We start from the raw sequence: 22,314 nt of genomic DNA, 5'->3' as shown, positions 1-22,314 counted from the left end.
TTACCTATCGGTAGCCGCCACCGCAAGTCGTGTCCAAATTCCTAGACCCGGACCAGCATCTTCCCGGTGTTGGCGCCTTCGAGGAGGTCCATGAAGGCCTGCGGGGCGTTCTCCAGTCCGTCCACGACGGTCTCGTCGTAGCGGACCGTGCCGTCAGCCACCCAGGCGGATACGGTTTCGACGAACTCGCCCATATGCTGCCAGTAGCCGCCGACCAGGAAGCCCTTGAGGGTCAGCTGCTTGCCGATGGCCTGCATGAGGTTGCGGGGAGCAGCAGTGGGTTCGGTCGAGTTGTACTGCGCAATGGCGCCGCACATGGCCACACGGCCGCCGACAGTGAGCGCGGAGAGCGCAGCTTCAAGGTGTTCACCGCCAACGTTGTCGAAGTACACATCGATCCCGCGTTCACCCGCCGCTGCGGCGAGCTGATCGGCCACCGGGCCGTCGTTGTAGTTGAATGCCTCATCGAAGCCCAGCTCCAGCAGTCGTGCCACCTTGTCCGGGGATCCTGCGCTGCCGATGACCCGGGAGGCGCCCATCGCCTTGGCGATCTGGCCGACGAGGGAACCCACGGCACCCGCGGCTCCGGAAACGAAGACCACCTCTCCGGGCTTGAACTCCGCTACTTTCAGCAGGCCGGCGTAGGCCGTCAGGCCGGTCATGCCCAGCGCTCCCAGGAACGCCGAATCGGGTGCCAGATCGGTACGCGCCGGGGAGGTGGCGGCGGCATCAAGCACGGCATATTCACGCCAGCCAAGGGAATGCACGACGACGTCCCCCACCTTGCGTTGATCCGACCGGGACGCGATCACCTCGCCGACGGCGCCGCCGTCGAGCGCTGCATCCAGCGCAAACGGCGCGGAGTAGGACTTGACGTCGTTCATGCGGCCGCGCATGTAAGGGTCAACGGAGATGAAGCGGTTGCGGACCAGCACCTGGCCGTCCTGCAGTTGCGGGAGTTCCGACTCGGCGAGGCGGAAGTTTTCCGGCACCGGGCGGCCGTGCGGACGGGATGCCAGCTGGATCTCGCGGGTGGTCAGGGGAAGGGTTGCGGTTGCGGTGTTGGCGCTCATGCTGCCACCTCCAGGATCTTGATGTCGACGTTGATGTTGCCGCGCGTGGCATTGGAGTAGGGGCAGATCCGGTGCGCCTTGGCCACGAGAGCCTCCGCTGTGGCCAGGTCCAGTGCCGGAAGGGCGATTTCGAGCTCGGCTGCAAGGCCGTAGCCCACGCCGTCTTCGAGGGCGCCGAAGTGGATCTTGGCTGCGACGGCGGAATCCGTGAGGTCCGCCTTTTCCTTGCGGCCCACCAGGCGGAGGGCGGAGTGGAAGCATGCCGCGTAACCGGCCGCGAACAGCTGTTCCGGATTGGTTCCCTGGCCGTTGCCGCCGAGTTCCACGGGGCTGGCCAATGCGACGTCGAGCTTGCCGTCCTTGGTGCGGGCGTTGCCGTCCCGGCCCTCGCCTGAGGCAAGGGCTTCTGCGGTGTAGAGAGTCTTCACGTGGTTCCGTTCTGTAGTGGATGGAAAGCCTGTTGGAGGGGAAGTCTGCCTAGCGGGAGGAATGCAGGGCGGCAGTGAGCCTGCCCAAGGTCTCCCGGAGCTGGTCGAGCTCTACCGCGGACAGGCCGGCGGCGTCCGCGAGCTGCTGGGGAATTGCGCTGGACTTGGCGCTGAGGGCCGTGCCGGCGTCCGTGAGGAAAACCTCAACGCGGCGTTCATCCTCAGCCGAACGCCTCCGCTCCACCAGCCCCAGCGATTCGAGCCGCTTCAGCAGCGGCGAGAGGGTGCCTGAGTCCAAGGCGAGCTCCTCCCCCAGTTCGCGGACGCTGCGGGGCTGGTCCTCCCAGAGCACCAGCATGACGAGGTACTGGGGATAGGTCAGTCCCAGTTCGTCCAGCATGGGCCGGTACACGGCGGTGGCTGCCTTCGATGCGGAGTACAGCGCAAAGCACACCTGGCGATTGAGCCTGGGGGCGTCGAGGCGGGGGGTGTTGAGGCGGGGTGCACCGGTCATAGAAAAACGATAACGCACAATTGAATTGTGCACAACTTATCTACCCGATAAAGAGCGCGAACGGACACTTGAGGCCCTGCACAAAGCGCGAACGGACACTTGCGGCCCTTGTTCAGGGGCTCAACTGTCCGTTCGCGCCGTGCGGGTGGGGCTCAAATGTCCGTTCGCGCTCTAAGGGGTGGGCTAGAGGTCCCGGATCGTGCGGAGGGCCGCTGCGGTCAGGACCTGGATGCCGTAGCCCAGGGCCCTCTCGTCCAGGATGTAGTCGCCGCGGTGGAGGTCGTATTCCTCGCCGCCGGGGGTCTTGGTGCCCAGCCGCATCATCGCGCCGGGAAGCTCAGCCAGGAACCACGCGAAATCCTCGCCGCCCATGGACTGCGGGGTGAGGACCACAGCCCCTTCCGCGATTTCGGCGCGTGCGGCTGCCTCGATCAGGGCCGTTTCGTGTTCGGAGTTCACTACCGGGGGGACCCCGCGGGTGTGCTCGAGCCGGACGTCCACCCCGTAAGGCGCGGCCACCTGATGGACGACTTCGTCCAGGAGCTTGCCGGCACTGTGCCAGGCATCGCGGTCCAGGCACCGCATGGTTCCTGCCATGTAGCCGGTACCGGGAATGGCGTTGGGCGCCGAGCCGGCGGAAATGTGCCCCCAGACCACGGAGACGCCGCTGCGCACGTCCACGCGGCGGGACAGCACTGCAGGCACGTTCACGGCAATCTGCGCCAGCGCGAACACAAGGTCCTCGGTCAGGTGCGGGCGCGAGGTGTGCCCGCCGCGTCCGGAAAGCTCGATCCTGATCGTGTCCGAAGCCGAGGTGATGGCGCCGATCCGGGTGCCGATCTTGCCGACGTCGATGCGCGGATCGCAGTGCAGGGCCAGGATGCGCGGCACCCCCTCGAGCACGCCCTGTTCAATGCAGGCGTGCGCTCCGCCGGGCATGGTTTCCTCGGCGGGCTGGAAAATGATGCGCACACTGCCGCCGAGCGGCGACTCCTGGTGCATGCGGTGCAGCACCAGGGCGATGCCAAGCATGGTGGTGGTGTGGACGTCGTGGCCGCAGGCATGGGTGACGCCGTGGTTTTTCGACGCAAACGGCAGACCGGTTTCCTCGATGATCGGGAGGGCGTCGATGTCGCCGCGCAGCGCCGTGGCGATGGGGCCTTCGCCGACGTCAACGGTGAGGCCGGTACCTTCGAGCCTGCGCGGCTTCAGGCCGGCAGCCTCCAGCCGCTCCGCGAGCTTGTTGGTGGTGCGGAACTCCTTGAAGGACAGCTCCGGATGCGCGTGGAGGTCACGGCGGAAATCGATGAGTTCCGGCAGGAGCGGCTCCAGCCACGGCCCCACAAGGGCGGTGGGCTCGGCTTCAGTAGTGTAATTGCGCACGGATCAACTCTAGCGAGGGTGCCGCGAATACCCGCATCAGGGTCTGCGGGTTACGGATCCGGGAGTCAGCTTCCGGCGCAGGATACAGATCAGCCCAAGCTGCCCGGCACGCCGGAAAGCTTGGGCTGAGTCCGATATTAGAGGACGTCGGTGTCGCCGCTGGCCTTGAGCGCATCAACGGCGGCTTTGACCCGCTGGGAGTGCGCCATGGTGGTGACCAGCAAAGCATCGGGGGTGTCAACAATGACCACGTCCTTGATGCCGATCAGCGCGATGACGCGCTTGGTGTCCGTGACCACAACGCCGCTGGCGTTTTCCGTGAATACCCGGGCGCCTTCGCCGAGGACGGTGACATCGTCCACTTCCTTGGCGCTGTTGAGCCGGCCCACGGAGGCAAAGTCGCCGACGTCGTCCCAGCGGAAGGCGCCAGGCACGACGGCGACGTCCCCGGCGGCCGCGGCAGGTTCTGCCACCGCGTAGTCGATGGCGATCTTCGGCAGGGTGGGCCAGACGCGGGCGGTGACCTCGTCACGCTCCGGAGTGTCCCAGGCCTGCGCGATCTCCGTGAGCCCCTTGAAGAGTTCCGGCTGGTTTGCTTCGAGGTGCTTGAGCATCAGTGAGACGGGGGCAACGAACATGCCCGCATTCCATACGTACTCGCCGCTGTCCACGTACTGCTGGGCAACGTCCTCGCTGGGCTTCTCAACGAATTCCACCACGGCCTGCGCGCTCGGCGCCTTCGCGATGGAAAGGTTCTCGCCGGACCGGATGTAGCCGAAGCCGGTGGACGGGTGCGTGGGCTTGATGCCGATGGTCACGATCTTGCCGGCTGCAGCCGTGTGGATGGCCTCCCGCACGGCATCCTGGAAGAGATCGTCGGGACTGATCACCTGGTCCGCGGCGAAGGAACCCATGATGATCTCCGGATCCCGCTGGTACAGGATGGCCGCCGCTAGGCCGATGGCCGCGCCGGAGTCCTTGGGCTCGCTTTCGAGAACCAGGTCGGAATCCTGGATCTCGGGAAGCTGGCTGCACACCGCGTTCCGGTGGGCGTTACCGGTAACAACCAGTACGCCCTTTCCGGCAAGCGGCTCAAGCCGGTCGTAGGTCGCCCGCAGCAGCGTGCTGCCGGAACCGGTGAGATCGTGAAGGAACTTGGGGGCTGCTGCACGCGACAGGGGCCAGAGGCGGGTCCCCACTCCGCCTGCAGGGATTACCGCAATAAAACGGTCCAGCGGTGAATCCCGGCTTGTCGCTATGTCTGTAGTCATCAAGGCCTACTTTAGCCGACCACCGCTCGGTGACGGGCAGATGCCGCCCCTGAATGCCCCCAGGGGAGCCACAATGTGGCGTTCGTCTCAATTATGGACAAAAACCGCGCAGGCAGGCGACACCAAGGAGTTCCTAAATTGAATAAGCTGTGGGCGAAGCCTAGATTTAGGCTTGAGCTTACGAGTGCTCTCGCAGCAGGCGTTCCCCCCGCGTGGATCCCATGCCAGCGCCGCTGTGTTGCAGGGAGGTTTATTCAGTGCCGACAAAACCAGCTGGCACCTTGTACCGCGGCCGTGAAGGCATGTGGTCCTGGGTTGGACACCGCATTACAGGTGTAGTGATTTTCTTCTTCTTGTTGGTCCATGTGCTGGACACCTCATTGGTGCGCGTGTCCCCAGAGGCATACACCGCCGTGATCGGCGCCTACAAGAACCCCCTTATGGCCCTGGGTGAAACGGGCCTTGTCGCAGCGATCGTTTTCCACGCCTTCAACGGCCTGCGGATCATCGCCGTCGACTTCTGGAAGAAGGGCGCTAAGTACCAGCGCCAGATGCTGTGGACGGTCCTGATCCTCTGGGTCATCGTCATGGTCGGCTTCTCCATCCGCCACCTTTCCCTCGCCTTCGGAGGTCACTAAGCCATGACTGCAACCCAGATTCAGAGTCCGCGCAGTGGAAAACCGGGCGCCGGACTGATCGCCCCCAAGTACCGCCGGACCGGCGGCTCGAGGGGCAACTTCGAGATGGCGGCCTGGCTGTTCATGCGGCTGTCGGGCGTTGTCCTGGTGGTCCTGATCTTCGGCCACCTCTTCGTGAACCTCCTGGTAGGTGAAGGCATCCACGCCATTGACTTCGGCTTCGTGGCCGGCAAGTGGGCAGATCCGTTCTGGCAATTCTGGGACCTGGCCATGCTCTGGCTCGCCATGCTGCACGGCACCAACGGCGTCCGCACCATCATCAACGACTACGCCGAGAAGGACTCCACGCGCCTCTGGCTGAAGACCGTCCTCTACGCCGCCACCACCGTCATCATCATCCTGGGCACCCTGGTGATCTTCACCTTCAACCCGTGCCCTCTGGACGCCAACGGCGTACCGCTGCCGGGCGGCTTCTGCCCGGCCCCTTAGCGGCACCTTTCCCCGTCCGGGGATCAGCTGCACCCGCACACTGTGCGGGCAACGGTTTTACGGAGCAGGCTCCGCCCGCCCGTCGTTTTATTGCGAATTTTGAGAGAAAGAGCGTCTGGTATGCAGGTCCATAAGTACGACGTCGTCATCGTCGGTGCCGGTGGCGCTGGCATGCGCGCCGCGATCGAATCCGGTCAGCGCGCGCGCACAGCAGTACTGACCAAGCTCTACCCCACCCGCTCGCACACCGGTGCTGCGCAGGGTGGCATGTGTGCGGCACTGGCCAATGTCGAGGAAGACAACTGGGAGTGGCACACCTTCGACACCATTAAGGGTGGCGACTACCTGGTGGACCAGGACGCAGCCGAGGTCATGGCGAAGGAAGCCATCGACGCCGTGCTCGATCTGGAAAAGATGGGTCTGCCGTTCAACCGCACGCCGGAAGGACGGATTGACCAGCGCCGCTTCGGCGGCCACACCCGTGACCACGGCAAGGCCCCGGTCCGCCGTGCCTGCTACGCCGCCGACCGCACGGGTCACATGATCCTGCAGACGCTGTACCAAAACTGCGTCAAGCACAACGTTGAGTTCTACAACGAGTACTACGTCCTGGACCTGCTGACGGTCGAGGAAGACGCCGTTCGCGAAGACGGCACGCCGTACAAGCAGAAGCGCGTTGCCGGCGTCGTGTCCTACGACCTCGCTTCCGGTGAACTGCACGTGTTCCAGGCAAAGTCCGTGGTGTTCGCCTCCGGCGGCGCGGGCAAGGTCTTCAAGACCACGTCCAACGCACACACCCTGACAGGTGACGGCATGGGCATCGCGTTCCGCCGCGGCATCCCGCTGGAGGACATGGAGTTCTTCCAGTTCCACCCGACCGGCCTTGCCGGGCTGGGCATCCTGCTTTCGGAAGCTGCACGTGGCGAAGGCGCCATCCTGCGTAACTCCGAAGGTGAGCGCTTCATGGAGCGCTACGCCCCCACCATCAAGGACCTCGCACCCCGTGACATCGTGGCCCGCTCCATGGCCAACGAGGTCCGCGAAGGCCGCGGCTGTGGCCCGAACAAGGACTACGTCCTCCTGGACCTGACCCACCTCGAACCGGCGCACATCGACGCGAAGCTGCCGGACATCACCGAGTTTGCCCGCACCTACCTCGGTGTCGAGCCGTACACGGAGCCGGTTCCGGTGTTCCCGACGGCGCACTACGCCATGGGCGGCATCCCCACCAACATCACCACCGAAGTGCTGCAGGACAACGACACCGTGGTGCCGGGCCTCTACGCAGCCGGTGAAGTGGCCTGTGTTTCGGTGCACGGCTCCAACCGCCTGGGCACCAACTCGCTGCTGGACATCAACGTGTTCGGAAAGCGCGCCGGGATCGCCGCGGCCGAGTACGCCAAGACGGCTGACTTCGTGGAGCTCCCGGAGGACCCCGAGGCGTACACCATCGAGCTGCTGGATATCGCCCGCAACGGCAACGGCGACGAGAAGGTGGCCGTGATCCGCAAGGAACTCCAGGACACCATGGACGCCAACATGCAGGTGTTCCGCACGGCCGACACGCTGAACCAGGTCCTTCGGGACATCGAGTCGTTTGAGGCCCGCTACAAAAACATCAGCGTCCAGGACAAGGGCAAGCGTTTCAACCTTGACCTGCTCGAAGCCGTCGAACTGGGCTTCCTGCTGGAACTGGCCAAGGTCATGACGGTTGCCGCCCTGCACCGTGAGGAATCCCGCGGCGGTCACTTCCGCGAGGACTTCCCGGACCGCGACGACGAAAAATTCATGAAGCACTCCATGGCGTACAAGGACGACCACGCCCCGGCTGACGGCACGGCGGGAACCGCCAAAACAACTGCCGGCATCCGCCTGGCCACCAAACCGGTTGTCTTTACCCGCTACGAGCCGATGGTGAGGAAGTACTAATGTCCGCCGAACTTGCTGAGCCAGCCTCCAAGATCGAACTGCCCGCACACATCGGTGGCGGCGGCGAGATCCCCACATTCGACGTCACCCTGCGCGTGCGCCGTTACAACCCCGAGGTTTCCGAGGACGCCACCTGGGACGACTTCAAGGTGACCATGTACGGCACCGACCGCGTGCTGGATGCCCTGCACAAGGTCAAGTGGGAAATTGACGGCAGCGTCTCCTTCCGCCGTTCCTGCGCCCACGGCGTCTGCGGTTCCGATGCCATGCGCATCAACGGCCGCAACCGCCTCGCGTGCAAGACCCTCCTGAAGGACCTGGACACGTCCAAGCCCATCACGGTCGAACCCATCAAGGGCCTGCCGGTGGAGAAGGACCTGATCGTGGACATGGAGCCGTTCTTCCAGTCCTTCCGTGAAGTCATGCCGTTCCTCATCAACAAGGGCCACGAGCCCACCAAGGAACGCCTGCAGTCCGCCGAGGACCGTGAGCGCTTCGACGACACCACCAAGTGCATCCTCTGCGCCGCGTGCACGTCCTCCTGCCCGGTCTTCTGGACCGACGGACAGTACTTCGGCCCGGCAGCAATAGTGAACGCCCACCGCTTCATCTTCGATTCCCGTGATGACGCCGGCGACATGCGCCTGGAAATCCTGAACGACAAGGAAGGCGTGTGGCGCTGCCGCACCACTTTCAACTGCTCGGAAGCCTGCCCCCGCGGCATCCAGGTCACGCAGGCCATTGCCGAGGTCAAGCAGGCAATCCTCTCCCGCAAGATCTAGCACCCGTTTACTACGGACTTACCAGCCGACGGCGCCGCTCACCTATCAGGTGTGGGGCGCCGTCGTTGTTTGACAGCACATGCCCGGCACCAAGCGAAAGGGGACGCAATGTCCCGCTCCGAAAAAGTCTCGTTCGAAGGTTCCACCGGAGAACTGCTCTCCGGCATCCTGGACCGTCCCGACGGGCCGGTGAAAGGCTGGGGAGTGTTCTCGCACGGATTCACCTTGGGCAAGGACCACCCGTCCGCGTCACGGATGTGCAAGGCGCTTGCGGACAACGGGGTGGGCATGCTCCGCTTCGACAACCTGGGCCTGGGAGAGTCAGCCGGGCTGTGGTCTGAGGGCTCGTTCAGCCACAAGGTGGCGGACACTGTCCGGGCGGCGGAGTTCATGCGCGCCGGGGGCCGGTCCGTGTCGCTGCTCGTGGGGCACTCGTTCGGCGGCGCCGCCGTCCTGGCGGCGGCGCGGGAGATCCCCGAACTCGACGCCGTTGCCACCGTGGGTGCCCCTTTTTCGCCCAAGCATGTGGCCCACGTGTTTGACGCGGCCCTGGACCGGATCCTGAGCGAGGGCAGCGCCGAGGTGGACCTTGGCGGCAAGCGCGTGGAGATCCGCCGGCACTTCGTTGAGGACCTCGAAAACGCCGACCTGACCGACTGCATCAAACGCCTGCACAAGCCTCTGATGGTGCTGCACTCCCCCACCGACAACACGGTGGGGATCGAGAATGCGAGCACCATTTTCCAGACGGCCCGGCACCCGCGCAGCTTCGTCTCGCTGGAAGGCAGCGACCACCTGCTCACCGGGAAAGGCCAGGCCGCCCGCGCGGCGCTGATTATTTCCGCGTGGGCCGATCAGTACCTCGACGCCGGACGGTAGCTGCCTGGCGCTCCCGCTCCACGGGCGTCTTTCCCGGCTGCACCTGACGTGAACCCCAGCCGGCCGACTTCGGCGCTGGGGCATTCTTGAGGTCTTCTTCGCGGACAGCGGACCATGCAGCCGAGACCAGGTAGACCTGGCTGACCAGGTTGAACCAGATGAGCAGCCCGATGATGATGGCAAAGGGCGCCAGGATGGGGTTGCGGCCGGCGTTGGCAAGGAGCTCCGTGCTGAAGATCTGCAGCACGGTGGTGCCTGCCGCGGAGAGGATGGTCCCCTCCAGCAGCGCCCGGCGGGTCAGCTTCAGCCCCGCCGCAAGACGGAACATGATCACGGCCGTGACCCAGCCCAAGGCCAGCGGGACACCGATCTTGATGGAGGTGGTCAGCGGCCAGGCCATGACCGGGTCGAGCTGCAGCTGCTCAGTGACCCAACCGGCTGCAGTGCCGAATATCAGCGACGCACCCGCGCTCAGCACGAGCGCCACGCCGAGCAGCAGGAGGATGCCGGCGTCGCGCAGTTTTTGGACCACCGGGTTCAACTTCCGCGGACCCAGCCGCATGACTCCCCGCAGGCCTTCCCGGACGCCGGCAATCCAGCCCAAGGAGGTCACAATGGTGACCACGGCCGCGATCACGGCGGTCCAGCCAAGGCCGGCCGGATTCAGCAGTTCCTGCGGGTCCACCAGGCCGTCGCCGCCGTCGACTTTCACAAGCCCCGGCGCGCTAACCGCGACGCTGCTGACGATCCGGTCCAGCAGAGCAGGCTGACTGCTAAGCAGCAGGCCAGCGACGGAAAACCCGGTTGCCAGCAGACCGGTGATGGAAAAGAACATGTTGAAGCCGATACCGGCGGCCATGAGCGGACCGTGCTGCAGGTTGTAGTGCTGGAACGCCCGCATAGGACGAAAGGCGTTCAGCCGGGCAAGCATCCACTGGAACATGGCCGGAAGCCCGGCGGCTGCCCCGCTGCCAGACCTGCGGGCCTTGCTCCACTCGACCTTCTTCCGGCTCACTTCCAGCTGCAGCCGGGCGCGCTCCGTGGGAAGCGGAGGCTCAGCGCCGTTCTGCGCCGGACCTGCCTCGGGCGTGGTCAGTTTCGATGCCAAAGTCGAGCTCTTCCCGTAGCTGCCAAATGCCGTTGATGTCATGCTCGTACAGCCCCATGCTAACCACGGGGAACGTGGCCCGGTAATGCTTGAGCACCGTTTCGGCCTCATCCAGGCTCTCCGGCGCCACGTCATGGGCAATCGTCACATGCGGGTGGTACGCAAACGGCAGTTCCCGTTCCAACGGCCCGGTCTGCAGCTGTTCGTGCAGGTTGACGCAGTCACCGAAGCCGTCCTCGACGTTCAGGAAGACCACCGGGGAAACCGGCCGGAACGAGCCCGTCCCGGCGATGGTGACCGTGAACGGCTCCTGCCTGCGCGCCACCTCGCGCACATGGCTCCGGGTGGCTTCCCAGTCCTTCGTGGGTGTGGTGGTGACCAGCGTGATGTGCGCGGGGATCACACCGGCCATGGGGTCGCCGAAGGAAGCCCGCCAGCGCTGCAGTTCCTCGGCGATGTCCGGCGGGAAACCGAGGATGACGCCGACACTCATGCCGTCGGTCCGGGCCTGGCGGTCACCCGGCGCAGTGCCACGGACCACGGCAGCGTCATCATCGGCGTCAACGAATTGTCCCTCTTCGCGGTACGCAGGGGAGTTTTCGTTTGCAGTGACCTTGCTGACGGATGACATGGGGCTAGCGGACTCCTGCGAGGCTGAGGGACGGCAGGAAGCCCATGCGCTCATAGACCTGGCCGAGGGTCACGGAGGCGATTTCCCGGGCACGTTCGGCACCCTGGGCCAGGAGCCTGTCCAGCTCCGCCGGGTCAGCCATCAGTTCGTTCGTGCGGTCCCGGAGGGGCGTGATGAAGTCCACCATGACGTCGGCGAGGTCCTTCTTGAGGTGGCCGTACATCTTGCCCTGGTATTCCGCCTCGAGCTCGGCCACGGACTTCCCGGTGAGCGTCGAGTAGATGGTAAGCAGGTTGGAAACCCCCGGCTTGGCTTCGGCGTCGAACCGGATCTCCGTTCCGGTGTCAGTCACTGCGGACTTGATGCGTTTGGCGGCGAGCTTGGGGTCCTCCAGGAGCTGGATGGAACCGTGGGGCGACCCGCCGGTCTTCGACATCTTGGCAGTCGGGCTCTGGAGGTCGTAGATCTTGGCGGTGGCCTTGAGGATAGTGGCCTCAGGAACCGTGAAGGTGTGGCCAAAGCGGGTATTGAAGCGCTGGGCCAGGTTCCGGGTCAGCTCCAGGTGCTGCCGCTGGTCCTCGCCGACCGGAACAAGGTCGGTCTGGTACAGGAGGATGTCCGCGGCCATCAGGGTGGGGTAGGCGAACAGGCCGAGGGTTGCGGCGTCCGTACCCGACTTCTGCGTCTTGTCCTTGAACTGCGTCATGCGGGATGCTTCGCCGAAGCCCGTGATGCAGTTCAGTGCCCAGGCCAGCTGGGCGTGCTCGGGCACATGGGACTGCACAAAGAAGATGCTCTTGTCAGGGTCGATGCCCGCGGCAATGTACTGCGCGGCAACCACCCGGGTGCGTTTGGCCAGCTCGGCGGGTTCGAAATCCACTGTGATTGCGTGGAGGTCGGGGATGAAGAACACGGCGTCGTATTCGGCCTGCATGTCGACCCAGTTGCGGACCGCGCCAATGTAGTTGCCCAGGTGCAGCGAGTCCGCTGTGGGCTTGGCACCGGAGAGGATGCGTTTCTTGGTCACGGGGGAAGTCGAGCTAGTCATTGTGAGAAAAACCTTCGGGGCTCAGAGCTGGTAGTCCACTACCAGCGGTGCGTGGTCGGAGAAGCGGGTGTCCCATGACGGTGCCCGGTCCACTACTGCCGAGATTGCCGCGGCAGCCAGTGCGGGGGTAGCCATGTGGTAGTCGATGCGCCAGCCTGTGTCATTGTCAAAGGCTTTTCCGCGCTGGGACCACCAGGTGTAGGGGCCGTCGACGTTTCCCGCCAGGCCCCTGTGAACATCCCTCCATCCGATTTCTTCGCCGAAGAAGCGGTCAAAGTAGGCACGCTCCTCCGGAAGGAAGCCGGCACGCTTGACGTTGCCCTTCCAGTTCCTGATGTCCAGTTCCGTGTGGCCCACGTTCAGGTCGCCCACTACGAGGGCATGGTCGCTGTGCTTTGCGAGCTCGGGGAGGCGGTTGACCATGAGGTCGAGGAAACGGAACTTGTCGTCCTGTTTGGGCGTTCCTGCTTCGCCGGAGTGGACGTAGGCGCTCACCACTGTCAGTGTGGCGGCTTCACCGGCGGCGTCCCTCACCCGGAAGTCCGCCTCGACCCAGCGGCCTGCGGTGGCAAAGTAGTCGTCGCCGATGTGTGAACGGGTGGCCAGCGGATCGGTACGGGAGGCAATAGCCACGCCCGCACGGCCCTTGGCTTCGGCTTCCTCATGGAGGATGAACCAGCCCTCGCCCAGGAGCTGCCGGACGATCGCGTCGGGCGCCCTGACCTCCTGGAGGCAGAGGATGTCAACCTCGCGGGGTTCAAGCCACTCCGCCATGCCGTTCTTGTAGGCAGCACGGAGGCCGTTGACGTTGACTGATGCGATGCGAAGGTGGTCCTTCTTCAATGCCGAGCTCACCCGCTCCACTCTAGTCGATGATGGTTCCGCTGACGGGCTCGTCAGCACCGCCGGAGGACTTGATCATGTCCCTGGCGTTGGTGGCCGTGATTTCGATGGTTTCCAGCGCGCGGCGGATGGTGTCCTGGTCCGCTGCGTCGCCCTTGGCCCGCTCCTGGTCGACGACGCGCACCTGGACCTGGACGATCTTGAAGGAGTGGTCCAGCTTAAGGTCCCGGACTTCGTCCGCCTCACTGCGTGACTGCACCAGGCGCGTGCCGCCGTGATCGGCACTGCCCGACGACGGCGCGCGGCCGGTCGCCGCGTTGAAGGCGTTCTGCGCCTCGTTAATCTTGGCGGTCGCCTTCTTGGCCGCCTTCTGGATGCTGAAGACGACGAACGCGGCCAGCGCGAGCCAGAATCCGGCGATGATGGCCACAACCCAGCCCACGACGTCGTTCTGGTTGGCGGCGAAGATGACGGCAACGACGAAGGCGATGACGAACACCATCATTCCCGGGCCGCTGATCCGGAGCATGGAGAACCCGCCCTTGGCCGGGTTGGACGCAGAGTTAGGGTTACCCAGAGTTCGCATGCCTCCATTGTCTCAAACGCGCGAAGGTGGAAATGGCCGCTTCCACCCCGGGCGAACGCTACTTCAGGAACAGCTTGCGCAGGCGCCCGGCGGTGAGCATGACCCCCAGCACGATCATCACGAGGTAGTACCCCACATGGATGGCGGTGGCGGGGCTGAAAATCCCTACGCTGATCTGCCGGAGCAGCTCCACCCCATGCCACAGGGGCATGGCCTGGATGAGCCACTGGATGTACTGCGGGTACACGCTGAGCGGGTAGAACGTGGCGCTGAAGAGGAACATCGGGAGCATCACGAAGTTGATCCAGTCCATCTGCTGGAAGGTCTTCATGAAGCTGGTGATCCCCATCCCGAAGCTGGCGAAACCAAAGGCGATCAGCACGGACGCCGGAATCATGAGGATGGCCCAGGGCGTGGTGATCAGCCCCATGACTCCCATGACGGCGGTGAACCCGGTGGCGTACAGCAGGCCCCGCAGCAGCGCCAGGAAGATCTCCCCCATGGCCACGTCCAACGGCCCCAGGGACGTGTAGAGCATGCCCTGGTACAGCTTGGCGAAGTTCATCTTGAAGAAGACGTTCCAGGTGGAGTCGTACACGGCGCCGTTCATCGCGGACACGGCCAGCAGCGCCGGCGCAATGTACGCGGCGTAGCTGATTTCCTGGCCGCCGGGACCCTGCACGGCGCCCACGATGGCGCCCAGTCCCACGCCCATGGAGATGAGGTAGAGCACGGGCTCGAAGAAGCCGGAAAGCATCACCATCCAGTTGCTGCTCTTGGTGGCCATGAGCCCGCGGGCGATGACTGCCTTGACGTTCCGTGAGTACATGGGCCCGAAGCGGCGGTTCCGCGCCGCTTCGGTGACGCTGTGGCCTCCCGGGTTGTGACTCCCTGGGTTGTGGCTTTCCGCCAGAGTGCTCATTGGCCCAGCCTCCTGACGAATTGGCGCTTGGTGAGCATCCAGCCGGCAACGGCGAGACCAACCAGGAACACGACGTGGGCGATGGTCAGCAGGGGCGCTTCCTCATAGCCGTAGCTGAAGACCCGGCCCAGCTCCGTGCCGTGCCAGATCGGCGAAATCCAGCCGATCCACCGCACCACAAGCGGCAGCGAATCGAGCGGGAAGAACGTTCCCGAGAACAGGAACAAGGGAGTCACGATGAACCTCATCACCATGGCGAACTGGCCCTTGTCCTCCTTGATGGACGCGGCGTAGGCCATCAGCGGCAGGCCGAAGGAGAGCCCGGCCAGTGTGGCCACCAGGACAGACACCCAGCCCCAGCCGCTCGGCGACGCGCCGAAGAGCGCCACCACCACGAAGTAGATGGCGGACTGCAGCAGGAACCGCAGGGACACCGCCATGATGTGGCCGGAGGCGATCTGTTCCGGGGTGAGCGGTGAAGCATGCGGCCCGTAGTACACGCGCCGCCATTTGAACCCGTCCATGACCGGGAACGTGAATTCGTTGGCTGCCGTCATGACGGCAGCGGAGATGAGCAGTGCAGGGGCGATGAACGCGAGGTAGCTGACGCCGCCGAACGCGGCCCCGCTGTTCGTGTCCACCAGGGTGGCCAGGCCCACCCCCATGGCGAACAGGTACGCCACCGGCTGGCCCACGCCGTACATCACGATGGTCCAGCCGTAGCCCTTCATAACGCGGAGGACCTGCTCGGCATAGTAGAACGAGCCCCAGCGGCGGGCACGGGCCGCGGACACGGCCGGCGAGTGGGCACGAAGCAGGGCGGGCGCGGCGGGACCGCGGCCGCCGGCACCCTGAACGGAAGGCGCGGACTGCTCAGTCAACGAGGCTCCTGCCGGTGAGGCGGAGGAAGACGTCCTCCAGGGATGACCGGCGGACGAGTGAGGTGAGCGGGCGCAGTCCGCGGGCGGAGACCTGCTCCAGGGCGGCTTCGCCGTCGTGGGCGTAGATCAGCACCCGGTCCGGGAGTGTCTCCAGCCGCTCGCCGATGCCCTCGAGCTCGGCACCGATCGTGGCGTTGCGTTCCGAGCCGAAGCGCAGCTCCAGGACTTCGCGGGTGGAGTATTCACGGATCAGGCTGGCCGGCGAGCCCTCGGCCATGATCCGGCCCTTGTCCACGACGATCAAACGGTCACACAGCTGTTCGGCCTCGTCCATGTAGTGCGTGGTCAGGATGAGCGTGACGCCCTGTTCCTTGAGCCGGAACAGCCTGTCCCAGAGAATGTGCCGGGCCTGCGGGTCCAGGCCCGTGGTGGGCTCGTCCAGGAGCAGGATCCGGGGTTCGTTGATGAGTGAGCGCGCAATGGTGAGCCGCCGCTTCATGCCGCCGGACAGTGCGTCCACCTTGGACTTGGCCTTGTCCGTCAGCTGGGCGAATTCCAGCAGCTCATCGGCTTTGGGACGCAGGTAGCTCATGGGGAGCCCGAAGTACCGGCCATAGACCAGCAGGTTGTCGCGGACCTTGAGCTCTTCATCGAGGTTGTCCTGCTGCGGCACAACGCCCAGGTGGGCGCGGACTTCCGGGCCGTGGCTTTCGGGGTCCAGCCCCATGATGGACAGGCTTCCCGAGGTGCGCTGCGAGACACCGCCGATCATCTTCATGGTGGTGGACTTGCCAGCCCCGTTGGGGCCAAGCAGGCCGAAGGCCTCGCCGGCCGGAACGTTAAAGGAAATGCCGTCGACGGCGGTGACGTCGCCATAGGTTTTGGTGAGGTTTTCGGCGCTGATGACGTACTGCATCTGGTCGCCCTGGGTGTGGGTGCGGGATTGTTTGCTTGACAGTTCTTCGTTGGACACAAGTTCAGGCACCCACACAACGTTAGTACTCACGTTCGAACAAAGAAAGAGTTGAATCTCAAAAAATCCATTCGATTTTGTTGGACCTGCCCGGCTCCGGCGCCCTGCCGCGGAGGGCGCCGGAGGAGGACCTACTTTTCCTCGGCGCGGAGGACCTCCAGACGCTGGCGGTACTCCGTTTCGTCAATTTCCCCGCGGGCATATCGTTCGCGGAGCACCCCTTCGCCGCCCTGCCGGGCCGCCCAGCGGTGGTTGGTCCGCCACGTCCGGCGGGCGACGAAAGTGATCAGGCCGATGACCAGGATCCAGAACAGCGGAAACAGCAGGAACCAGGGCGAGAAGCCGCCGTCGTACCACGGGGCGTGGGCGGCCACGCCAGCCGGAACGTGCCCGGCGGCCGCCTGCACGGCCGCGGTGCCCATGACGGTGCCAATTGCTGTCAACATGTCAGCTCCAAACTCTCAACGAGCCGCATCTCGGCTCTGCTTCAAGTCTGGTTTCGGCACTCCCCGCGGTCGTCCCGCGACGGGAGGCACTTGCGGCTGGGGCCGTACTCCCCCGGGAGGCAGCAGAGCCGCGTCAACTGCTCCAGCCGGGCCGGACCAGGCCCGATTCATAGGCCAGCACCACCAGTTGCGCGCGGTCCCGGACCTGCAGCTTCGCCATGATCCGCGAGACATGGGTTTTGGCGGTCAGCGGTGTAATGAAGAGCCTGACGGCGATCTCCGCGTTGTTCAGCCCCTCCCCCACCAGCTGGAGCACCTCGCGTTCCCGGTCGGTGATCCGGTCCAGCACGGCGTCGGCCGGCTTGCCGGCCGCGCGGGGCTGCAGGGCCAGCTGGGCCATGATCCTGCGGGTCACTGAGGGCGACAGGAGGGCGTCGCCGTCGTGCACCACACGCACTGCGCGGAGCAGTTCCTCCGGTTCGGTGTCCTTGACGAGGAATCCGGCAGCGCCCGCCCGCACGGCCTCGGCAATGTACTCGTCCAGCTCGAAGGTGGTGAGGATGATGACCCGCGTTCCGGGAAGGGCGGGATCGGCCAGGATCCGGCGGGTCGCGTCCAGTCCGTCGCCCTGCGGCATGCGGATGTCCATAAGTACGACGTCGGGCCTTTCCCGTGCCGCCAGCCGCACGGCGTCGTCACCGGTTCCGCATTCGGCCACGACTTCCATGTCCGGTTCGGCGTCCAGGAGCGCACGGAATCCGGCGCGGATGAGCGTCTGGTCATCGGCGATCAGGATGCGGATCATCGCTGCCCCTCCCTCTGGCCGCCCGTAATCGGGGTGTCGCCAAGCGGCAGGACCGCCTGGACCCGCCAGCCCGGATGCAGCGGCACGAACCGTACCGTGCCGCCCAGCGCCGCCGCGCGTTCCCGCATCCCGGTCAGGCCGTTGCCCTCCGGCACCCCGGCCGCGCCGCGGCCGTCGTCGTCGACCGTGACGGTGAGCTGCCCGGCGTCGGGCCCGTCTTCCGGTACGTCAAGCACGACGGCGGCCCTGCCGGCACGGGCGTGCCGCACCACGTTGGTGAGCGCCTCCTGCACGATCCGGTAGGCCGCTTCCTCCACGACTCCGGCGACTGGCCTGGCCGTTCCATGCTCCGGGAGCACCTGCAGCTTCACGTCCAGTCCGGCACGGCGCGCGTTCTCCGCGAGTTCGGGGAGCTTGCGCAGCCCCGGCCCCGAAGCCGGACGGAGCGGTGCATCATCCCGGAGCACGCCCAATAGCTGGCGGACCTCGTCCAGGGATTCCTTGCTCGCCGTTTTGATGGCTTCCAGGGCAGGGCGGAACTGATCGGGATCGCGGTCCCCCAGATGGAGTGCCACTGAGGCGCGGACGTGGATCATGGACAACGAGTGCGCCACAACGTCATGGATGTCCCTGGCCAGGGCAAGGCGGTATTCGTCGCGGGCGGCCTGTTCCCTTGTCTCCTGCTGGCGGCGCCTTTCGGCCACGCGTTCATGGCGCAGCCGGGCGCCCTCCCCCAGCAGCACCAGGATCACCAGCCACGATGTGCCAGCCACGGCCCGGATCAAGGCACCTTCGTCGCCGCTGACCGCAAAGTGCGCCACCAGTGCGCCGGCGCCGGCGCCAGCCACAGTCCAAGCCTGCCACCGCCTGCCGGCGGCGGCCGAGAAGACGATGGCCAGCGCCAGGGAGAGCAGCACGGGGCCCCAGGGATAACCGGAGACCAGGTACACGAGTGTTGCCGCGGCAACCGCCGGGAGCATGACGGCCGGGGCCCGCCGCCGGAGGGACAACGCCGCCGGACCGGCGAGCAGCAGCACGAAGGCCAGGGCGTCCAGCGGCCGCAGGTCCGGCTGGCGCGCGGCGGCGAAGAACGTGCCCATCACCTGGACCACAGCCACTGTGATCACCACTACGGCAGTGGTTGGACCTTGGAATCGGCGCGGCATACTGCGAGCCTAGCCGCGCCGGCCGCGCGGCGTCGTCGGCTTAACGCAGTAGGGCGCCTACTCCCACGGGAGTAGGCGCCCCTGCTGCATTTCAGTTGGCTATGCGATGCCCGAAGTGCTGTCCGCAGCCAATTTGCGTTCCGCGGCTTCGACCACGTTGGTCATAAGCAGAGCCACGGTCATGGGACCGACACCGCCCGGATTCGGTGAAATCCAGCCCGCTACCTCGGCAGCGGCGGGATCGATGTCGCCATGAACCCTGCTCTTGCCCGTCTCAGGGTCGGTTTCACGGGTGACACCGACGTCAAGCACGGCCGCGCCCGGCTTCACGTCCGCCGCCTTGACGATGTGCTTGGCACCCGCCGCGCCCACAATGACGTCCGCCTGCCGCAGCAGCTCCGAGAGGTTCTTGGTGCCGGTGTGCGTCAGTGTGACCGTGGCGTTCACGGCCCGCCGGGTGAGCAGCAGGCCGATCGAGCGGCCGATCGTGACGCCGCGGCCGACCACCACGACGTGCTTGCCGGCGAGGCTGAAGCCGTTGCGCTCCAGGAGCTCGATGACGCCGCGGGGCGTGCACGGCAGCGGCGACGTGATCTCACCGTTAACGTTAAGCACCAGCCGGCCAAGGTTGGTCGGGTGCAGGCCGTCGGCATCCTTGGCGGGGTCGATCCGCTCGAGGATGGCGTCGGTGTCCAAATGCTTGGGCAGCGGCAGCTGCACGATGTACCCGTGGCAGGCGGGGTCAGCGTTGAGGTCGTCAATGAGGGCCTCAACCTGGGCCTGGGTGGCATCCGCCGGAAGCTCACGCTGGATCGAGTTCATCCCGATCTCCACAGACTGCTTGTGCTTCATGGACACGTACAGCTGCGAGGCAGGGTCCGCGCCCACGAGCACAGTGGCAATGCCAGGAGTGATGCCGTGGGCCTTCAGCGCCGCGACACGCTCAGTCAGCTCGGACTTGATGGCGGCGGCGGCTGCCTTGCCGTCAAGGATCTTCGCGGTCTGCGCCATGGACGGGTTCACCACTGCTCGTGCTGCGGGTAGAGCGGGAAGTCGGCGGCGAGCTTGTCCACGCGGGCCTGCAGGGCTTCAATATCGACGCTGCCGGCCGTGCCTTTTACCAGGGCGGTGGCGATGATCTCGGCAACCTCGGTGAATTCCTCGGCGCCGAAGCCGCGGGTGGCCAGGGCCGGGGTACCGATGCGCAGGCCGGAGGTGACCATCGGCGGGCGGGGGTCGAACGGAACGGCGTTGCGGTTCACGGTGATGCCCACGGAGTGCAGGAGGTCCTCGGCCTGCTGGCCGTCCAGCTGGGAATTGCGCAGGTCCACCAGGACCAGGTGTACGTCCGTGCCGCCGGTGAGCACGGAGACGCCGGCTTCTGCAACGTCGGCCTGGTTCAGGCGGTCGGCGATGATCTTGGCGCCTTCGAGGACGCGCTCCTGGCGCTCCTTGAATTCCTCGGTGCCTGCGATCTTGAAGGCAACGGCCTTGGCGGCGATGACGTGCATGAGCGGTCCGCCCTGCTGGCCCGGGAACACGTTGGAGTTGAGCTTCTTGGCCCACTCCTGCTTGGCCAGGATCACACCGGAGCGGGGGCCGGCGAGGGTCTTGTGCACGGTGGAGGTGACGACGTCGGAGTGCGGCACCGGGCTCGGGTGCAGGCCTGCAGCCACGAGGCCGGCGAAGTGGGCCATGTCGGTCCAGAGCAGCGCACCGACTTCGTCGGCGATGGAGCGGAAGGCGGCGAAGTCCAGGTGGCGCGGGTAGGCGGACCAGCCGGCGATGATCACCTGGGGCTTTTCGGCGATGGCCTGCTCGCGGAGCTTGTCCATGTCGACGCGGAAGTTGTCCTGCTCCACCTGGTAGGCAGCCACGTTGTAGAGCTTGCCGGAGAAGTTGAGCTTCATCCCGTGCGTCAGGTGCCCGCCGTGGGCCAGGGAGAGGCCGAGGATCTTGTCGCCAGGGGTGATCATGGCAGACAGGGCTGCCGCGTTCGCCTGCGCACCGGAGTGCGGCTGGACGTTGGCGTACTCGGCGCCGAACAGGTCCTTGACGCGGTCGATCGCCAGCTGCTCGGCGATGTCCACGTATTCGCAGCCGCCGTAGTAGCGGCGGCCCGGGTAGCCCTCGGCGTACTTGTTGGTCAGGACGGAGCCCTGGGCTTCCATGACGGCGCGCGGGGCGAAGTTTTCGGAGGCGATCATTTCCAGGGTGCCGCGCTGGCGGCCAAGCTCCTGGTCCAGTACTGCGGCGATCTCGGGATCGAGCTCAGCCAGCGGCAGGTTACTGACGGTGGAGGAAGTGCTGACGGAAGTCGGTGAAGTAGTCACGAAAAGCTCCTGGCTAGGGATGGGCACTGCTAAGGTCAGGCTACCGGCTGGAACGTTGCGCTGCCCCTTGGTTACGGACAAGCCCGCAGGTCACGGGCAGCACGGCGTCACGGGTCGGCAGCGCCTAAGCTGCCTACCGGCAAAACATGACCCTCGGCCCAGGCGTACGATCCGTGGTCTTCGTAGGTGCCGCTCCCTGATGGTTAGCCATCCAACGCCAGTTGCGACCGGTTAAGACTATCAAAGCCTTTCCGAATCCCGTCGAATTCCCGTCCAGCTCCCGTCGAAAACAGAGCCTCCACCGCGGGTAGGCTGTTCTTCGTGACTGAAGACCAGCTGACCTCCGCCTACGTACTGACCCTCTCCTGCCCGGACCGTCCCGGGATCGTGCATGCCGTTGCAGGAGCACTGCTCGTGGCCGGCTGCAATATTACGGATTCGCAGCAGTACGGCAGCCAGTCCACCGGCACGTTCTTCATGCGGGTGGAGGCGACCACTGCCGGTTCGCAGGCTGACGTGTACGCGGCGCTGGAACCGGTGGCGGCTGCGTTCGGCATGCAGTGGAGCCTGAACCCCGAGGGACGCAAGGTCCGCACGCTGCTCATGGCGAGCAAGTCCGCCCACTGCCTCAACGATCTGCTGTTCCTGCAGCGCTCCGGCACGCTGCCCATCGAGATCCCCGCCATTGTGTCCAACCACCAGGACCTGGCCGGGCTGGCGGAGTTTTACGGCATTCCGTTCCACTACATTCCCGTCACCGCAGACACCAAGGTCCAGGCCGAGGACGAGCTGCGCAAGATCATTGCGGAAGAAGGCGTCGAGCTGACTGTCCTGGCCCGCTATATGCAGATCCTGTCCAATGACCTGTGCACGGAGCTCACCGGCAAGGCCATTAACATCCACCACTCCTTCCTGCCGTCCTTCAAGGGCGCGAAGCCCTACCACCAGGCCCACGCCCGCGGCGTGAAGCTGATCGGCGCCACGGCGCACTACGTCACGGCCGCCCTGGACGAGGGCCCCATCATCGAGCAGGAAGTCATCCGGGTGGACCACCGCCGCACCGCCGAACAGTTCGTGCAGATGGGCCGCGATGTGGAGGGCCGCACCCTGGCGCAGGCTGTCCAGTGGCACGCCGAGCACAGGGTCCTGCTGGACGGCAACCGCACAGTGGTCTTCAACTAGCGAT

24 protein-coding genes are annotated in these 22,314 nt (G+C 65.5%); 6 read left to right on the top strand and 18 right to left on the bottom strand.

The genetic code is table 11. The features are described from left to right. Positions 1-41: 41 nt before the first annotated feature. The 5 genes from J2S97_RS19640 to J2S97_RS19620 all read right to left on the bottom strand — a co-directional run bounded on the left by J2S97_RS19640 (position 42) and on the right by J2S97_RS19620 (position 4,669). The gene (locus J2S97_RS19640) at positions 42-1,073 is read right to left on the bottom strand and encodes an NADP-dependent oxidoreductase (RefSeq protein ID WP_307051614.1); all 1,032 of its coding nucleotides are present in this window, start codon (positions 1,071-1,073) and stop codon (positions 42-44) included. Beyond that, positions 1,070-1,501 carry an organic hydroperoxide resistance protein gene (locus tag J2S97_RS19635; RefSeq protein ID WP_307051613.1) on the bottom strand — a complete coding sequence of 144 codons (432 nt, stop codon included), beginning with the start codon at positions 1,499-1,501 and terminating at the stop codon, positions 1,070-1,072. Before J2S97_RS19635 ends, J2S97_RS19640 begins: the two co-directional genes overlap by 4 nt. A 49-nt stretch (positions 1,502-1,550) precedes the next feature. After that, positions 1,551-2,015: a MarR family winged helix-turn-helix transcriptional regulator gene (locus tag J2S97_RS19630; RefSeq protein WP_307051612.1), complete on the bottom strand. Its 465-nt coding sequence runs from the start codon at positions 2,013-2,015 to the stop codon at positions 1,551-1,553. Positions 2,016-2,198: 183 nt separating this feature from the next. Then, a complete protein-coding gene (locus J2S97_RS19625) occupies positions 2,199-3,398 on the bottom strand; it encodes an amidohydrolase (protein WP_104172765.1) in 1,200 nt (399 codons plus the stop codon). Between the two features lie 137 nt (positions 3,399-3,535). Further along, positions 3,536-4,669 (bottom strand): mannose-1-phosphate guanylyltransferase, encoded by a 1,134-nt coding sequence (locus J2S97_RS19620; RefSeq protein ID WP_307051611.1) that lies wholly within the window; start codon positions 4,667-4,669, stop codon positions 3,536-3,538. A gap of 257 nt (positions 4,670-4,926) precedes the next feature. Between J2S97_RS19620 and sdhC the strand changes: the two genes are divergently transcribed. From sdhC to J2S97_RS19595, 5 genes are all read left to right on the top strand, one after another. Further along, positions 4,927-5,307, top strand: coding sequence for a succinate dehydrogenase, cytochrome b556 subunit (gene sdhC / locus J2S97_RS19615; protein ID WP_081818859.1), 381 nt, complete (start codon positions 4,927-4,929; stop codon positions 5,305-5,307). A 3-nt stretch (positions 5,308-5,310) separates the two neighbouring features. After that, positions 5,311-5,796 carry a succinate dehydrogenase hydrophobic membrane anchor subunit gene (locus tag J2S97_RS19610; RefSeq protein ID WP_307051610.1) on the top strand — a complete coding sequence of 162 codons (486 nt, stop codon included), beginning with the start codon at positions 5,311-5,313 and terminating at the stop codon, positions 5,794-5,796. Positions 5,797-5,916: 120 nt separating this feature from the next. Further along, a complete protein-coding gene (gene sdhA, locus J2S97_RS19605; RefSeq protein WP_307051609.1) occupies positions 5,917-7,725 on the top strand; it encodes a succinate dehydrogenase flavoprotein subunit in 1,809 nt (602 codons plus the stop codon). Then, a complete protein-coding gene (locus J2S97_RS19600; protein ID WP_307051608.1) occupies positions 7,725-8,507 on the top strand; it encodes a succinate dehydrogenase iron-sulfur subunit in 783 nt (260 codons plus the stop codon). Before sdhA ends, J2S97_RS19600 begins: the two co-directional genes overlap by 1 nt. Before the next feature lie 108 nt (positions 8,508-8,615). After that, a complete protein-coding gene (locus J2S97_RS19595; RefSeq protein ID WP_307051607.1) occupies positions 8,616-9,386 on the top strand; it encodes an alpha/beta hydrolase family protein in 771 nt (256 codons plus the stop codon). Here the strand turns inward: J2S97_RS19595 and J2S97_RS19590 are convergent. The 13 genes from J2S97_RS19590 to glyA all read right to left on the bottom strand — a co-directional run bounded on the left by J2S97_RS19590 (position 9,343) and on the right by glyA (position 21,128). After that, the gene (locus J2S97_RS19590; RefSeq protein WP_307051606.1) at positions 9,343-10,494 is read right to left on the bottom strand and encodes a YihY/virulence factor BrkB family protein; all 1,152 of its coding nucleotides are present in this window, start codon (positions 10,492-10,494) and stop codon (positions 9,343-9,345) included. The two genes, J2S97_RS19595 and J2S97_RS19590, sit on opposite strands and share 44 nt — an antisense overlap. Next, entirely contained in the window at positions 10,442-10,987 is a 546-nt protein-coding gene (locus tag J2S97_RS19585; RefSeq protein WP_307051651.1) for a 2'-5' RNA ligase family protein, read from the bottom strand. The genes J2S97_RS19590 and J2S97_RS19585 overlap by 53 nt, the downstream gene beginning before the upstream one ends. A gap of 142 nt (positions 10,988-11,129) precedes the next feature. After that, positions 11,130-12,173 carry a tryptophan--tRNA ligase gene (gene trpS, locus J2S97_RS19580; protein WP_307051605.1) on the bottom strand — a complete coding sequence of 348 codons (1,044 nt, stop codon included), beginning with the start codon at positions 12,171-12,173 and terminating at the stop codon, positions 11,130-11,132. 21 nt (positions 12,174-12,194) lie between these two features. Next, positions 12,195-13,028, bottom strand: a complete 834-nt coding sequence (locus J2S97_RS19575) for an exodeoxyribonuclease III (RefSeq protein ID WP_307051604.1) — start codon at positions 13,026-13,028, stop codon at positions 12,195-12,197. Positions 13,029-13,038: 10 nt separating this feature from the next. Continuing rightward, entirely contained in the window at positions 13,039-13,602 is a 564-nt protein-coding gene (locus J2S97_RS19570; RefSeq protein ID WP_307051603.1) for a hypothetical protein, read from the bottom strand. A 58-nt stretch (positions 13,603-13,660) separates the two neighbouring features. Further along, the gene (locus tag J2S97_RS19565; protein ID WP_307051602.1) at positions 13,661-14,524 is read right to left on the bottom strand and encodes an ABC transporter permease; all 864 of its coding nucleotides are present in this window, start codon (positions 14,522-14,524) and stop codon (positions 13,661-13,663) included. Further along, on the bottom strand, positions 14,521-15,405 hold the full coding sequence (locus tag J2S97_RS19560; RefSeq protein ID WP_373460599.1) for an ABC transporter permease: 885 nt from the start codon (positions 15,403-15,405) through the stop codon (positions 14,521-14,523). The genes J2S97_RS19565 and J2S97_RS19560 overlap by 4 nt, the downstream gene beginning before the upstream one ends. Continuing rightward, entirely contained in the window at positions 15,398-16,321 is a 924-nt protein-coding gene (locus J2S97_RS19555; protein ID WP_307051649.1) for an ABC transporter ATP-binding protein, read from the bottom strand. The genes J2S97_RS19560 and J2S97_RS19555 overlap by 8 nt, the downstream gene beginning before the upstream one ends. Positions 16,322-16,509: 188 nt before the next feature. Beyond that, complete coding sequence (locus J2S97_RS19550) at positions 16,510-16,824, bottom strand: SHOCT domain-containing protein (RefSeq protein ID WP_307051601.1); 315 nt, start codon at positions 16,822-16,824, stop codon at positions 16,510-16,512. 133 nt (positions 16,825-16,957) lie between these two features. Beyond that, on the bottom strand, positions 16,958-17,629 hold the full coding sequence (locus tag J2S97_RS19545; protein WP_307051600.1) for a response regulator transcription factor: 672 nt from the start codon (positions 17,627-17,629) through the stop codon (positions 16,958-16,960). Further along, positions 17,626-18,795, bottom strand: a complete 1,170-nt coding sequence (locus J2S97_RS19540; protein WP_307051599.1) for a sensor histidine kinase — start codon at positions 18,793-18,795, stop codon at positions 17,626-17,628. The genes J2S97_RS19545 and J2S97_RS19540 overlap by 4 nt, the downstream gene beginning before the upstream one ends. Before the next feature lie 99 nt (positions 18,796-18,894). Next, complete coding sequence (locus J2S97_RS19535) at positions 18,895-19,806, bottom strand: bifunctional methylenetetrahydrofolate dehydrogenase/methenyltetrahydrofolate cyclohydrolase (protein ID WP_307051598.1); 912 nt, start codon at positions 19,804-19,806, stop codon at positions 18,895-18,897. A gap of 8 nt (positions 19,807-19,814) precedes the next feature. Further along, a complete protein-coding gene (gene glyA / locus J2S97_RS19530; protein WP_307051597.1) occupies positions 19,815-21,128 on the bottom strand; it encodes a serine hydroxymethyltransferase in 1,314 nt (437 codons plus the stop codon). Between the two features lie 321 nt (positions 21,129-21,449). Here glyA and purU point away from each other — a divergent pair, with 321 nt between their 5' ends. Beyond that, positions 21,450-22,310: a formyltetrahydrofolate deformylase gene (gene purU, locus J2S97_RS19525; RefSeq protein WP_307051596.1), complete on the top strand. Its 861-nt coding sequence runs from the start codon at positions 21,450-21,452 to the stop codon at positions 22,308-22,310. Positions 22,311-22,314 lie beyond the last annotated feature (4 nt).

Origin of the sequence: Arthrobacter oryzae, assembly GCF_030812315.1 — a bacterium.
In the GTDB taxonomy this organism is placed as follows: Bacteria; Actinomycetota; Actinomycetes; order Actinomycetales; family Micrococcaceae; genus Arthrobacter; species Arthrobacter oryzae_B.
Note: the sequence above shows the minus strand (reverse complement) of the source record. Positions and strands in the feature narration are given on the sequence as shown.